Source organism: uncultured Rothia sp., assembly GCF_963555405.1.
In the GTDB taxonomy this organism is placed as follows: domain Bacteria; phylum Actinomycetota; class Actinomycetes; order Actinomycetales; family Micrococcaceae; genus Rothia.
In genome coordinates this window covers 140,446-155,147 of sequence record NZ_CAUVVO010000002.1, presented here as the reverse complement: position 1 = coordinate 155,147, position 14,702 = coordinate 140,446, and the positions used below count along the sequence as shown (strand labels likewise).

Annotated in this window: 8 protein-coding genes; 4 read left to right on the top strand and 4 right to left on the bottom strand. The window is 61.6% G+C overall.

The features are described from left to right. Positions 1-143 precede the first annotated feature (143 nt). Together mfd and RWL87_RS02070 are read left to right on the top strand one after the other, a co-directional pair. On the top strand, positions 144-3,890 hold the full coding sequence (gene mfd / locus RWL87_RS02075; protein ID WP_313968733.1) for a transcription-repair coupling factor: 3,747 nt from the start codon (positions 144-146) through the stop codon (positions 3,888-3,890). 140 nt (positions 3,891-4,030) lie between these two features. Beyond that, a complete protein-coding gene (locus tag RWL87_RS02070) occupies positions 4,031-5,449 on the top strand; it encodes an NAD(P)H-quinone dehydrogenase (protein ID WP_049355047.1) in 1,419 nt (472 codons plus the stop codon). A 149-nt stretch (positions 5,450-5,598) separates the two neighbouring features. Here RWL87_RS02070 and RWL87_RS02065 read toward each other — a convergent pair whose 3' ends face one another. The 4 genes from RWL87_RS02065 to RWL87_RS02050 form a co-directional block, all read right to left on the bottom strand. Beyond that, positions 5,599-6,999 carry an MFS transporter gene (locus tag RWL87_RS02065; protein WP_297605922.1) on the bottom strand — a complete coding sequence of 467 codons (1,401 nt, stop codon included), beginning with the start codon at positions 6,997-6,999 and terminating at the stop codon, positions 5,599-5,601. 392 nt (positions 7,000-7,391) lie between these two features. Then, positions 7,392-9,212, bottom strand: coding sequence for a biotin carboxylase N-terminal domain-containing protein (locus RWL87_RS02060; RefSeq protein WP_313968732.1), 1,821 nt, complete (start codon positions 9,210-9,212; stop codon positions 7,392-7,394). Positions 9,213-9,376: 164 nt separating this feature from the next. Next, on the bottom strand, positions 9,377-10,084 hold the full coding sequence (locus tag RWL87_RS02055; RefSeq protein WP_313968731.1) for a nucleoside triphosphate pyrophosphatase: 708 nt from the start codon (positions 10,082-10,084) through the stop codon (positions 9,377-9,379). A 310-nt stretch (positions 10,085-10,394) separates the two neighbouring features. Next, complete coding sequence (locus RWL87_RS02050) at positions 10,395-11,813, bottom strand: dicarboxylate/amino acid:cation symporter (RefSeq protein WP_049341627.1); 1,419 nt, start codon at positions 11,811-11,813, stop codon at positions 10,395-10,397. Positions 11,814-12,196: 383 nt separating this feature from the next. Here RWL87_RS02050 and RWL87_RS02045 point away from each other — a divergent pair, with 383 nt between their 5' ends. Continuing rightward, the gene (locus RWL87_RS02045; RefSeq protein WP_313968730.1) at positions 12,197-13,147 is read left to right on the top strand and encodes a hypothetical protein; all 951 of its coding nucleotides are present in this window, start codon (positions 12,197-12,199) and stop codon (positions 13,145-13,147) included. A 134-nt stretch (positions 13,148-13,281) separates the two neighbouring features. Continuing rightward, positions 13,282-14,574 carry a glutathionylspermidine synthase family protein gene (locus tag RWL87_RS02040; protein ID WP_313968729.1) on the top strand — a complete coding sequence of 431 codons (1,293 nt, stop codon included), beginning with the start codon at positions 13,282-13,284 and terminating at the stop codon, positions 14,572-14,574. Positions 14,575-14,702: the final 128 nt, after the last annotated feature.

Sequence of the window (14,702 nt, the reverse complement as noted above, 5' to 3'; positions counted from 1 at the left end):
CGCATAAAACACCCCAAAACACACAAAAGCACCGTGAAATAAAGGTAAAACCACTCGGGTACCCAACCTCACGCAGGTACCCAACACGGCACACACCACCGACGTACCCGCCCCAACCGAGGACCGCAGATTCAGGAGAACCCGTGAGCACCACCCGAAAAGCTACCGCACAGCCCCTCGAGGCACCCCTGCAGCCCCTCCTGAACACCCTCAACCAACTCAGCAGTTGGGCGGCAATCCGCACCGCAGCCTCCGCACAGCCCGCTGAACGTAGCGCACGCACCCTCATCGGCGCCGTTGCTGGAACCCATGCCGCACTCATCGCAGACATCTCCACCGCAGTACGCGGCACCACTGCCGACGCGCTCAGCCTCATCATCGCCCCCACCGACCGCCAGGCAGAAGACCTCGCCGCAGCGCTGCGCTCCTACCTGCCCGCCGCCGACATCGCACTCTTCCCCGCATGGGAAACCCTGCCCCACGAACGCCTCTCACCGCGCTCCGACACCGTCGGCCGCCGCCTGCAGGTACTACGCGCCATCACCGGGGACGCCACCAACCGCCCGCAGGTTGTCATCGCACCCGTGCGGGCCGTCATCCAGCCCATCGTCACCGGCATCGAAAAGCTCGAACCCGTGCACCTGGTCCGCGGTGAAGAATACCCCTTCAAAGACGTAGTACGAGGCCTCAACGATGCCGCCTACTCCCGCGTAGACCTCGTCGCCAAGCGCGGCGAGTACGCGGTGCGCGGCGGCATCATCGACGTCTTCCCGCCCACCGCAACCACCCCCGTACGCCTCGAATTCTTCGGCGACGAACTCGACGAAATGCGCCACTTCTCCGTCGCCGACCAGCGCACCCTCAGCGGTGGAGAAGAACTCACCGAACTCACGCTGCTGCCCTGCCGCGAACTGCTTATCACCCCCGAGGTGATGAGCCGAGCCGCACGCCTGAAGGCAGACTACCCGGCAGCCGCATCCATGCTTGAGAAGATTGCGGGCGGAATCTACGTCGAAGGCATGGAATCGCTCACCCCGCTACTCATCGAATCCATGACCACCCTCACCGCGCTGCTGCCGGCAGGGTCCATGATCATCAACGTCGAACCCGAACGCGTGCGCGCCCGCGCCGAAGACCTCGTCGCCACCAACGAGGAATTCCTCGCCGCCGCCTGGGACACCTCCGCAGAAGCCGATGCTGTAGCACCCATCGACCTGGGCCAGCTGCGCATGAGCGACAGCGGATTCCGAACTATTGACCAAACCACCGCACAGGCACTCGAAGCCAAGCTCAGCTGGTGGGAAATCACCGAACTCGTCACCGACGCAGACCTGCTCGAAGACGCCGCCGGAGCAATCCAGAGCCAGAGCATCGCCGACGCCATCGAAGACGGCATCGACACCTACACCGTCAATGCCGTCCCCGCAACCGCATTCAACGGCTCCGTCGAACGCATGCTCAGCCAGGTCGGCGAACTCATCCAGAAGCAGTGGACCGTCCTCGCCCTCACCAACGGCCGCGGCTCCACCGACCGACTCATCGACCTCTTCCACTCCGGGGAAGGGGCATCCGCCGTCCCCGCAGCCCGCCGCACCACCCTCGAAGCCGACCCCGCCGGCGACCTCGATCACGGCATCGTCGAGGTGTGCGAGGCGCCCGCCTCCGCAGGTTTCCTGATTGAGGAGGCGAAGCTCGCCGTCTTCACCGAAGCCGAGCTACTCGGACGCCGCGGTACCTACGCACCCCGAGGCGCTGCCGGACAGAAATTCAAGACCCGCCGTCGCCGCAATGCCGTCGACCCGCTCGCACTGAACCCCGGCGACTACGTGGTGCACGAACGCCACGGCATCGGTCGCTTTGTCGAGATGACCTCCCGCCCGGTGGCGGGTGCCTCCCCGGTCAACGGCGTGCAGCCCATGAAGGAATACCTGGTCATCGAGTACGCCCCCGCCAAGCGCGGTGGCGCGCCCGACCGCCTCTTCGTACCCTCCGATCAGCTGGATCTAATCTCCAACTACGTGGGCGGCGAGAACCCGAGCCTCTCCAAGATGGGTGGCAGTGACTGGGCGAAGACCAAGTCCCGCGCTCGCAAGGCTGTCAAGGAAATCGCTGCGGACCTGGTGAAACTCTACTCGGCACGTCAGGCATCGCGCGGTCATGCCTTCTCCGCAGACACCCCCTGGCAGCGTGAGCTGGAAGAGTCCTTCCCCTACAACGAGACTCCCGACCAGCTCACCGCCATTCACGAGGTGAAGGAAGACATGGAGAAGGAAATTCCCATGGACCGCCTCATCTCCGGCGACGTGGGCTTCGGCAAAACCGAGGTCGCCGTGCGTGCCGCGTTCAAGGCTGTGCAGGACGGTAAGCAGGTTGCCGTGCTCGTACCCACGACCCTGCTGGCTCAGCAGCACTACGAGACGTTCAGCGAGCGTTTCTCGGGCTTCCCCGTGAAGATTCGCGTGCTCTCCCGCTTCCAGAAGGCGAAGGAAACCCGCCAGATTACCGAAGAGATCGCATCCGGCGCGGTGGACGTGGTGATTGGTACGCACCGCATCCTCTCGGACAGTGTGGTATTCAAGGACCTGGGCCTGGTCATCATTGACGAGGAACAGCGCTTTGGTGTGGAGCATAAGGAAAAGCTCAAGCAGATGCGCACGAATGTGGACGTGCTCGCCATGAGCGCGACCCCGATTCCGCGCACCCTGGAGATGTCGCTGACCGGCATCCGCGAGACCTCCACCCTGGCGACCGCCCCCGAGGAGCGCCACCCCGTGCTGACCTTCGTTGGCCCGCGCACCGACAGCCAAATCACCGCAGCAATCCGCCGAGAACTCATGCGTGAGGGCCAGGTGTTCTTCGTGCATAACCGCGTGGCCGATATCGACGATGTTGCCGCAGAAATCGGCAAGCTCGTGCCGGAGGCGCGCATCGCCACCGCGCACGGCCGCATGAGTGAGTCGCGCCTGGAGCAGATCATTGTGGACTTCTGGGAGCGCCGCTTTGACGTGCTGGTGTGCACGACCATCGTGGAGACCGGCCTGGATATTTCGAACGTGAACACGCTCATTGTGGACCACGCCCAGAACTACGGCCTGAGCCAGCTGCACCAGCTGCGCGGACGCGTGGGTCGTGGTCGCGAGCGCGCCTACGCGTACTTCCTGTACCCGGTGGACAAGACCCTCGGCGAGATTGCGCACGAGCGTCTGAAGGCTGTCGCGACCCACAACGAGCTGGGTGCGGGTCTGCAGCTTGCCATGAAGGACCTGGAGATTCGCGGCGCGGGTAACCTGCTCGGCGGCGAACAGTCCGGTCATATTGCAGGTGTTGGTTTTGACCTGTACCTGCGCCTGGTGGGTGAGGCGGTGGCGAACTATCGCGGTGAGAAGGAAGAACGCGAGGTCGAGACGAAGATTGACCTGCCGGTCAACGCGCATATTCCTCACACCTACATTGATTCTGAGCGTCTGCGCCTGCAGGCGTACCGTCAGATTGCTGCCGCCGATACCGAAGAGAAGATTGCGGAGGCTCGCGAGGAGCTGGTCGACCGTTACGGTGAGCTGCCGGAGGCGGTAGAGAACCTGCTTGCCGTGGCGACGGTGCGTATGCACGCCCGTGCCGCCGGTATTCACGAGCTGGTGGTTCTGGGTCCGAAGGTCCGCGTGGTGACCGCTGCGCCGCTGCCGGAGTCCCGTCAGATGCGTCTGAAGCGCGTGTACCCGGGCTCCACGCACGCTCAGCCGAAGGGCATGGATACCTGGCTGACGCTGGTGCCACGCCCGAAGACCATGCCGGTCGGCGGTAAGGACCTGGTGGACGGCGCGATGCTGCAGTGGGCTGAGAAGTTCATTAACTCGATTTATTCGGAGAAGCCCCAGGCACTCGAGGACTAGAGACTAGAAGAATAGGGGAGCGCCCGGTCATACCGGGCTACCGCGTCAGAAAATGCTCGCCGTGCAGATTGCCACAATATGGCATATCTGCACGGCGAGTGCGTTTGCCCCGTAGGGGCGGCATAGCTCACAATTAAGGCATGACTTCAACGGTGAACTATGCATCTCAGCGAATTGTAATTATTGGTGGCGGCCCCGGCGGCTACGAGGCAGCGATGGTGGCTGCCGCATCCAACGCGGACGTGACTCTGATCGAGCGTAATGCCATTGGTGGCTCCGCCGTTCTGACTGACGTTGTGCCCTCTAAGACCCTGATCGCTACGGCGGATATGATGACCCGCTTCTCCGAGGCGGGTAGCCTGGGCATCGAAAACACGAAGGGTAAGGCGCCGCAGCTTCGTGTTGATATGGACCGCGTGAACCGCCGAGTCCGCGACCTGGCTCAGCAGCAGTCAGCCGATATTAAGCGTGCGCTGGCTTCTGCTGGCGTGAAGATTATTCACGGTACCGGTAAGCTCCTGGACCGCCACACCGTGCAGGTGACTGACGAGGCGGGTCTGGTTTACCCCCTGCAGGCAGACTTTGTGTTGCTGTCTGTGGGTACGCACCCGCGTGAAATGGCGACCGGCATGCCTGATGGCGAGCGCATCCTGACCTGGACTCAGCTGTACAACCTCTGCGAGGTTCCCGAGGAACTGATTGTGATTGGTTCGGGTGTGACCGGTGCGGAGTTCGCGTCGGCGTATAACGGTCTGGGTTCGAAGGTGACTCTGGTGTCTTCGCGTGACCGTGTGCTTCCCGGTGAGGACGAGGACGCAGCCCGCGTGTTGGAGGACGTGTTTGAGCGTCGCGGCGTGCGAGTGATGCCGCGCTCGCGTGCTTCGGCTGTTGAGCGCACCGAGGACGGATCCGGCGTTATCGTGACCCTGTCGGACGGCCGTAAGGTTTCCGGTACTCACTGCCTGGTGGCTATTGGTTCGATTCCGAACACTGAAGATCTGGGCCTGGAAGCAGCCGGTGTGGAGCAGACCCCGAGCGGTCACATTAAGGTGGACGGTGTGTCCCGCACGAGCGTGAACAGCATTTACGCTGCCGGCGACTGCACGGGTGTTTACCCGCTGGCTTCCGTGGCTGCGATGCAGGGTCGTATCGCTATGGCGCACATCCTGGGTGATGCGGTGCGTCCGCTGCGTACCGATAAGGTCGCGGCAAACATCTTCACCTCCCCGGAGATTGCGACCGTGGGTGTGAGCGAGAAGGATCTCGCCGAGGGCGCTTACCGTGGTGATGCGGTGACCCTGCAACTGAGCACCAACCCGCGCGCGAAGATGATGGCGATGCGCGACGGCTTCGTGAAGATTTTTGCTCGCCGCCACTCCGGCACCGTCATTGGCGGTGTGGTGGTTGGTCAGCGTGCTTCCGAGCTGATTTACCCCATTGCTCTGGCGGTGGAGAAGAAGCTCGCGGTGGACGACCTGGCGGATACCTTCACGGTCTACCCCTCGCTCTCCGGCTCTATTGCTGAGGCAGCACGCAAGTTGCACACTCGCGGTCTGTAGCCTGTAGCCTGCGCATAGATACCCTGGGCTTATAGAGAGCCGGTATCTCTGAAACGCACAAAAGCGGTGGGGGTCGCCTCCTGAATTCCTAAGAATCAGGAGGCGACCCCCACCGCTTTGCCGTAGAGACGCGTTAGCTACGCGAAGCTTTACTTCGTGGTGCTGACAGCGTTCATGTCCACGTCACGGGTTTCGTGAGTGAGCAGGATGAAGACAACACTCAGAATCGAGGCGAATGCCAGGTAGCCGCCCACTGCAGCCACACCGTAGGAGGTGTTCAGCCACACTGCCACGAACGGGGTCAGCGCCGCACCGAGGATGGACGCCACGTTGTAGGCGATACCGCTGGCGGTGTAACGCACGTTGGTGGGGTACAGCTCCGGCAGGTATGCGGACATGGAACCGAAGGACAGACCCATCAGGCACATACCGATGAAGATGAAGAGGGTGACCACTGCGGCGTTTGCGTTCGCACCGGTACCGACGACGGAGGGGGAGATGAACAGGCCGAAGGACAGGCCGAAAACAGCCATAGCGATGGTGGTCCACAGCTGCTGGGTGCGGCGGCCGTACTTGTCAGCCAGCCAACCCGAAATCGGGATGAAGATCGCGAAGCCGATAATGGAGATCAGCTGAATAATCAGGAACTCGCGGTAGGGGATAGCCAGGCCGCCCTTGTCAGCCTTGCCGATACCGTAGGAGAGAACCCACGCGGTCATCAGGTAGAACAGCACGTAGCATGCCACCATGATGAAGGTACCCTGAATCATGGGCCACCAAGCGACCTTGAACGCCTCAACGAGCGGGGTCTTAACCTTCTCGTTGTTAGCGGCAGCCTTGGCGAAGACGGGGGTCTCCTCCAGCTTGAAACGCACGTACAGGCCGACAGCAACCATCACGATGGACAGCAGGAACGGAATACGCCAACCCCAGATGAGGAAGGGGTGGTCCAGGTTCTTACCGTCGGTTGCGGAGTTGAAGGTAATCCAGCTGGTCAGCAGCAGCATAAAGCCGTTCGCAAGCACGAAGCCGATGGGTGCACCCAGCTGAGGCCACATGGCGGCGCGAGCGCGCTTGCCGTCCTCAGCGTATTCGCTGGCGAGCAGTGCCGCACCGGACCATTCGCCGCCCAGGCCCAGGCCCTGGCAGAAACGCATGATGGTCAGCATAGTCGGTGCCCACAGACCAATCTGGTGGTAGGTGGGCAGCAGACCGATGATGAAGGTCGCCAGACCCATGGTGAGCAGTGCACCGACGAGGGTTGCCTTACGGCCAATCTTGTCGCCGAAGTGGCCGAAGATCACGGAACCGAGGGGGCGTGCGATGAAGGCGACGCCGAAGGTGGCGAAGGACGCCAGAAGCTCGGTGGTTGCGTCCTTCGAGGGGAAGAACAGCACGGGGAAAACAGCCACTGCCGCGGTGGCGTAAATGTAGAAATCGTAGAACTCGATGGTGGTACCAACGAGCGAGGCGAGAATAACTCGACTGCGAGGAGTCGTATTCTTCACCGATGCAGCAGACGCTTTCGTGTCGGGTGCAGAGGCGCTCATGAGGAAAACTCCCGAGATGGTGAATTTGTGTGTACACAAGGAGCCTGGGATAGGTGTTCCATGACCGGTCGGCGCGGGAGGCGGGTGTGCCGTGGGCGCGTACCGGGTGCCGTGACCGCACCGGGTGAGGTGGGTGGGTGCCGGAATCTGAAAGGCTCCTCTAAAGTGCAACATTATAACTCTGTTCAGAAAAGACCCAACAAATACGGTCACTATCTGGACGTAATCGCAATAGGTGGTCGCTCAAACCCCACAGAAACAGACAAGAGCGCATACAGAAAATCCCCGGGAGGGCACGAGGTAATACCTCGTACCCTCCCGGGGGAGTCATCAAACCTATGCGCTCGCGGTGGCGCCATGCGCTCGCAGTCGCGAGAGCGCAGGAGCGAAAGCTACTTGATGGTCGCCAGAACCGCACCGGAGGTGACGGTATCGCCCGGCTTAGCGGACAGACCCGAAACCTTACCCGCCTTGTGCGCGGTAATGGGCTGCTCCATCTTCATCGCCTCCAGCACCAGAATCAGGTCGCCCTCAGCAACGGTGTCGCCGTCAGAAGCAGCAACCTTCACGATGGTGCCCTGCATGGGGCTGGTCAGCTCGTCGCCGCCACCCTTCGCCGCGCCGCGTGCCGAACGCGACTTACGGGTCTTGGCGGCGGGCTTAGCGGCAGGCTTGGTGGCGCCACCCAGGTCGGGCAGGGACACCTCCATGCGCTTGCCGTTGACCTCAACAACCACGGTGGTGCGCTCGTCCTCATCCGAATCCACGCTACCGGGAGCACCGGAGTACATGGGGATGGTGTTGTTGAACTCGGTCTCAATCCAGCGGGTGTGCACCTTGAACTCGCCACCCTTAGCCGGTGCGAAGGCGGGGTCATCCAGCACGACGCGGTGGAAGGGGATGACGGTGGGCATACCCTCAATGCTCAGCTCAGCCAGGGCACGACGGGCACGCTGCAGAGCCTGCTCGCGATCCGCGCCGGTGACAATGAGCTTAGCCAGCATGGAGTCGAAGTTACCGCCGATAACGTCACCAGCAACGAAGCCGGAATCCCAGCGAACACCGGGGCCGGTGGGTACGGTCATCTTCTCGATGGTGCCGGGGGCGGGCATGAAGGAACGGCCCGCATCCTCACCGTTAATACGGAACTCGAAGGAATGACCGCGCAGAACCGGGTCCTTCTCCTCAATTTTCTCGCCGCGAGCAATACGGAACTGCTCACGAACCAGGTCCAGACCGGAAATCTCCTCGGAAACCGGGTGCTCCACCTGCAGACGAGTGTTGACTTCCAGGAAGGAGATGGTGCCGTCGGTACCGACCAGGAACTCACAGGTGCCGGCACCCTGGTAGCCGGCCTCGCGCAGAATCGCGCGGGACGCCTCGTACAGGCGCTCGTTCTGCTCATCGGTCAGGTAGGGGGCGGGCGCCTCCTCAACGAGCTTCTGGTTGCGGCGCTGCAGGGAGCAGTCACGGGTAGAAACCACCACGACGTTGCCGTGCGCATCGGCCAGGCACTGGGTCTCAACGTGACGGGGCGAATCCAAGAAGCGCTCGATGAAGCACTCTCCGCGACCGAATGCCGCGGTAGCCTCACGAACAGCGGACTCGTACATCTCAACAATGCTCTCGCGGTCGCGGGCAACCTTAATGCCGCGGCCACCGCCACCGAAAGCAGCCTTCACTGCGATGGGCAGGCCGTGCTCATCAGCGAACGCGACAACCTCATCGGCGGACTTAACGGGATCCTTGGTGCCGGGCACCAGGGGAGCGCCCACCTTCTGCGCGATGTGGCGTGCTGCCACCTTATCGCCCAGCTGGGTAATGGACTCGGGGGAGGGGCCAATCCAGGTCAGACCCGCGTCGATGCACTTCTGAGCGAACTGCGCGTTCTCAGACAGGAAACCGTAGCCGGGGTGCACAGCATCGGCACCGGAGCGGATAGCAATCTCAATGAGCTTGTCCATCACCAGGTAGGACTGAGCCGCGGTGGCGCCGCCGAGAGCGTAGGCTTCATCGGCGAGCTTCACGTGCTGGGCGTCGCGGTCCGGGTCAGCGTAGACGGCGACGGTCTGCAGACCCTCATCGCGGGCTGCACGAATCACGCGGACAGCAATTTCACCGCGGTTAGCGATCAGAATCTTGCTGACCGGGCCGGTGTGGCGGCCGGGGACTGCAGTAAATTTCTTGGCGGCTTCTGCCTGGTGCTGAGTCACTTAAAGCTCTCCTTTAATCTCCTGCTCCAAGGATACATCGGCAGGATTGGCGAATATAACGCGCATCATACTGTTCTATCTTATCGATTGGTGTTCAACAATGTGTATTTCAGGGCGCGCTTTGAGACAGATTTATGCGGTGGGTTTATGCGGTGGGCGTGGTTCTAGTCCTCATCCTCGGGCGGTAGCCACAAATCGGTCACAGCTACTTCGCGGCGGCGCAGCATATCGCGTAGCGCGTGGATGGACAGACCCACCACCGTGTGGAACTCACCCTCAATACCGCGAATGAACGCGGAACCGTAACCATCCAGGGTAAAGGAACCCGCCACCCAGAGCGGCTCGCCGGTGGCAATGTACGCCTCGATTTCTTCGGGGCTGAGCTCATCAAAGTGGACGGTGGCGCTGCGCAGTTCGGAAACGGTAGGCAGCTCAGAAGTTGCGGGCAGCTCGGCACCCGGCTCAAGACCGCGCAAATCCACGAGCGCGTGACCGGTATGTAGCACGCCGTAGTTGCCGCTCATCGCACTGATGCGCTCGCGTGCCGCCTCCGCAGTGTGGGGCTTGCCGTAGGCGACACCCTCAAACTCGAAGACCGAATCGCAGCCCAGAACCAGCGCATCGCGCACACCCTCGACGGCAAGCTCCGCGGCAACTGCCTGCGCCTTCAACCGCGCCAGCAGGGAGGCGGTTTCAGCCGGGGTGAGTCCCGCACGTCCCTGCGCTCGCGCCTGCTCGTTGGCTGCGGCGAGCGCGGCGTCCTCATCTACGGAGGAGACGCGCACCGTAAAAGCAATGCGGGAATCCTCCAGGAGCTTGCGGCGTGCCGGGGAGGCGGAGGCAAGAATCAATCGGGTCGGTGTGGTACTCATAGGTTCTATTTTAGAGCCTCACGAGTGACCCTTACCCTCGGGTGCAGATTGAAGGGCGCTGAGAAGCTGGGGAAAGGGGAAGGTGAAGGGGTATGAAAAGAGCGTGTCCCATCCCCCTCAACCACGTAGGAGATGGAACACGCCGTTCAAAATCATAACTCTTCTCAAACGTTAAAGAAAAGAAGAATCAATCGTGACGTTTTTATGACGCTTGACAAATGTATTTCGTCCATGCTGAGGCACGAGATTAAGAAAGCTACACGGCGCTAAGCAGTACGCCTAGCGCCGTGTAGCTTCAAGATTCGTCAGATTAGCGGCGTGCCGCGACGGTGTTGTCCTCCACCTCGTGAAGTCGCTGCGCCTCACCGGCGATGCGCTCATCGTAGAATTCCTGAGCCACGAAGCCGCCCTCCGAACGGGGAGCGTTGTAAAGCTCCTCATCCAGGATGCCCTCGCGGCGAGCCACAATCGCGGGAACCAGAGCTTGACCGGCAACGTTCAGGGCGGTACGGCCCATGTCAACGATCGGGTCAATCGCCAGGAGCAGACCCACACCGTCCAGCGGCAGACCCAGAGTGGAGAGGGTCAGGGTCAGCATCACGATAGCGCCGGTCGTACCGGCGGTCGCTGCCGAGCCGAGCACGGACACCATCACAATCAGCAGGTACTGGGTGAAGTCCAGCTGAATACCGTAGAACTGAGCCACAAAGATTGCGGCAAGAGCCGGGTAAACCGAAGCGCAGCCGTCCATCTTAGTGGTTGCACCCAGCGGAACCGCGAAGGACGCGTACGCACGGGGCACGCCCAGGTTGCGTTCTGCAACGGTCTGGGTCATCGGCATCGAACCCATCGAGGAACGGGAAACGAAGCCCAGCTGGAGCGCCGGCCACACGCCCGAGAAGTACTGGCGGACCGACAGGCCGTTCGCGCGCACAATAATCGGGTAGACCACGAGGAAGACCAGCAGCAGGCCAATGTAGAGGGCGATAACGAACGCGACCAGCGAACCCATCGACGCCCAACCGTACGCGAACACTGCCTTAGCAATCAGACCCACGGTGCCCAGTGGTGCCAGGCGGATAATCCACCACAGGATCTTCTGGATAATCGCCAGAGCGCTCTTGACCACGTCGATGAAGGGCTTAGCTGCCTCGCCGACCTTCAGCGCGGCAATGCCGACCGCACCGGAAATAACCAGAATCTGCAGCACGTTGAAGGACGCAGAAGCGGTGATGCCGGAATCACCGGACTTGGCGCTGACGCCCAGACCCAGGAAGTTCACCGGAATCAGACCGGTCAAAAACGCGGTCCAGGAACCGGTCGAACCGGTGTACGCCTTACCCTGCACCTGCGCGCCCACGCCCGGCTGAACAATCAGGCCCATCGCAATACCGATGAGCACAGCGAAGAACGCGGTAATCGCAAACCAGATGAGCGTGTTAACCGCCAGGCGTGCCGCGTTCGTCACCTGCGACAGGTTCGAGATGGAGGCGACTACGGCGGTGAAAATCAGCGGAACAACGGCTGCCTTCAGCAGGGTGACGTAGGAAGAACCGATGGTATCCAGGGTCACCATGAGCCAGTTGGGGTTGCTCTTCGCGTCCCCGCCCAGTGCGAGGGCGAGCGCGCCGAGAACAATACCCAGGATGAGGGAGGCAATGATTTGGTTGCCGAAAGAAGTAGCCCACTTGGGCAGACGTGAACGAGATGATGCATGCGGTGTAGACATGTGGCATACTCTAAAACTTTTGTGCACTCGCGCGCGAGTTTGTGTGAAGAAGTGTTTCAACCCGGTGCAGTGTAGGGGATGTGTGACGAATCGTGACCTTCCGGCAGGCCCGCCTGCAAGCGAGCGTAACGGCAGTTCGTGAGGTAGCTAGAGGCAGATATTTAAGGGGGAATCACCGCGAAAGCAAACAGAAAGGAAACAACTGCGCAACATGCGGCGAAGCTTACTGAGATTTTGCCGTCAGCTAATAATCCGAAAGCGAGGGCTTGATATGCTGGAATCACACCGATAGTCCGGCGAAAGTCGCCGGATGATGCTGTACCCACTCAGCTTCATGTACGCGTTGAGCGTTACGCCACGCACCACCCCTCAAGGAGAGATGCATGAGTTCTGCTCCCCAATACCCCGGCGGAACCACCACCCCCAACGGCCCGAAGAAGCCTCGCAACCGCATGGAAGCGGTTGCAGATTTCGCTACCCGCGCCGCACAGACCTCTGCCCAGCAGACCCTAAACCTGGGCGCGACCCGCCCCGGCATCGCCAAGATGATTGCCGTAGCGGGTGCCGGCGTGCTACTGGTTGGCGGTGGCATCTTCGCCTACAACTCCATGCACCAGGAAGAGAACGCATTCCTGTCGCAGGGCGAAGAGTACGCCCGCGTCTGCCAGGACGCGAAGACCGGCCTGCGCGTGGAAGATAGCGAATGTGAGAAGGCAGGCGTTCAGGAGCCGACCGACTCATCCAGCAACGGCTCGTCCAGCAGTGATTCCTCGGGTTCCTCTAACTCCTCTGGCTCCTCCAGCTCTTCCGGTTCGTCTGGTTCCTCGGGCTCATCTGGTTCGACCACCAGTCACAATACGTCGAATGCTTTCCTCTGGTACTATCTGGGCCGCCAGAGTGCCGCTAACTCTTCCGGATCCCACTACATTCCTCCTGTAGGATCCAAGCTGTCCGGAGGCACCACCTCCCGCCCCAGCAACGGCACCGTCTACAGCGGTGTCTCCTCTAAGGGCGGCGGATTCGAGGACTCCTACCGCACCGCGAAGAAGTCCTCCACCGTCTCCTCCGGCAAGGTGACCAGCACCAATAACTCCGGTAAGACCTCCACGGTGCGTAACAAGACCACCGGCTCGGTCTCTAGCGGTAAGCAGGGCACCAGCAATAGCGGTAGTACCGGCTCCTACAGCAAGTCGAATACCTCGAAGTCCGGCTCCAAGTCGGGTTCGTCCTCGAAGTCTGGCTCTTCGTCCAAGTCTGGCTCTTCCTCGAAGTCCGGCAGCAAGGGCGGTTTCGGTGGCGGCTCCAAGTCCGGTGGCGGCCGCTCCGGCGGCTAAGCCATCAGCCATCACACTGAATGCGGGCAGGGACTGAACGGTCCCGCCCGCATTTTCCTCACTAGAACAACCACACCCGCGGTGATGTAACAACACCGCTTTCCATTCACTACTTCGAAGGAGCCTAGCCCCTCATGCGCCGTGAAGAATTTCCCGTCGGCCGACCCGACTGGGAGAACGTCATCATTGAGGAAGGCCTCACCTACAGCGTGGACGGCCCCCACGACACCGACCACTACTGGAACGAATACGCCGCCTACATTTTCAGCCCGCAAGAAATGGACTCTGTGCGCGCCCAGGCGGAAGAAATGCACCGCATGTGCCTGGAGACCGTCGAGTACATCGCCTCCGGCGCGTTCGGCACCCTTGGCCTGCCCCAGGCGGCGTTCAACCTCGCCGTAGAATCCTGGAACCGCCGCGACGCCGACTTCTACGGACGCTTCGACTTCACCTACTCGGGCGTGCCTGGCGACCCGATGAAGCTGCTCGAATACAACGCCGACACCCCCACCGGCATTGTGGAGGCGGCAGTCAGCCAGAAAACCTGGGCGAAAGACCAGCGCCTCGACACCCGCGGCTACGCCCACTGGGGTGAAATCGGTGAAGCCTTCACTAACCGTTGGCGCCACATCTTCGCCCCCGAAATCACCGCCGGCGTGCAGCCCGTACTGCACCTGGCGCACGTGCCCCCCGAGATTGACGAGACCAACGAGGACTACAACAACCTCTGGCTCATCGCCTACGCGGCACAGCAGGCAGGCATCAAAACCCACATGATCCCCATTGACGAAGTCATCTTCAACGAAGACACCAAGAGCTGGGAAGACGCACAGGGACGGCGCATCACCAACCTCTTCAAGCTCTACCCGTGGGAAGACCTCGTCACCGACAGCGAAGCAGGCTACGACAAGCTCCTCTTCGCCTACCACGGCGCCATGGACCGCTGGATTGAGCCGGCGTGGAAGATGTTCCTCTCCAATAAGCTGCTGCTCGCCGCGCTCTGGGACAAATACCCCGGCCACCCGAACCTGGTCCCCACCTACGCCGGCCACCGCGGCGGCATGCGCAACTGGGTTCGCAAGCCCCTTTTCGGACGCGAAGGCGACGGCGTAGAAATCTACGCCCCTGACTACGACGTCTTCATCAAACCCGAAGACGACGATTTCTTCGCCAACGCCCCCGAAAGCGAATTCATCTACCAGGAGTACATTCCGGCACCGCGCTACGAAGGCATCATCAACCCGGTCAGCCACCCCATCCTCGGCGTGTGGGTGGTCGACGGACGCACCGTAGGCATGGGCATCCGCGAGTCCAACGGCGCACTCACCGACTACTGGTGCCGCTTCGCCCCGCACCTGGTGGACCTGAACGACTCCACCGGTATGGGCTTCGGCACCACGGACCCCGGCACCGCAAACTTCGGATAGCCCGGAATCCCGATAGATAAACCTTGCATGAAAAGACGAAGCCCCCGCCTCAGCAACAGCTGAAGCGGGGGCTTCATCTATAGAGCCTCGCCCGGAGACACTCCAGAAGCGGCGAGGAGCGAGCAGAC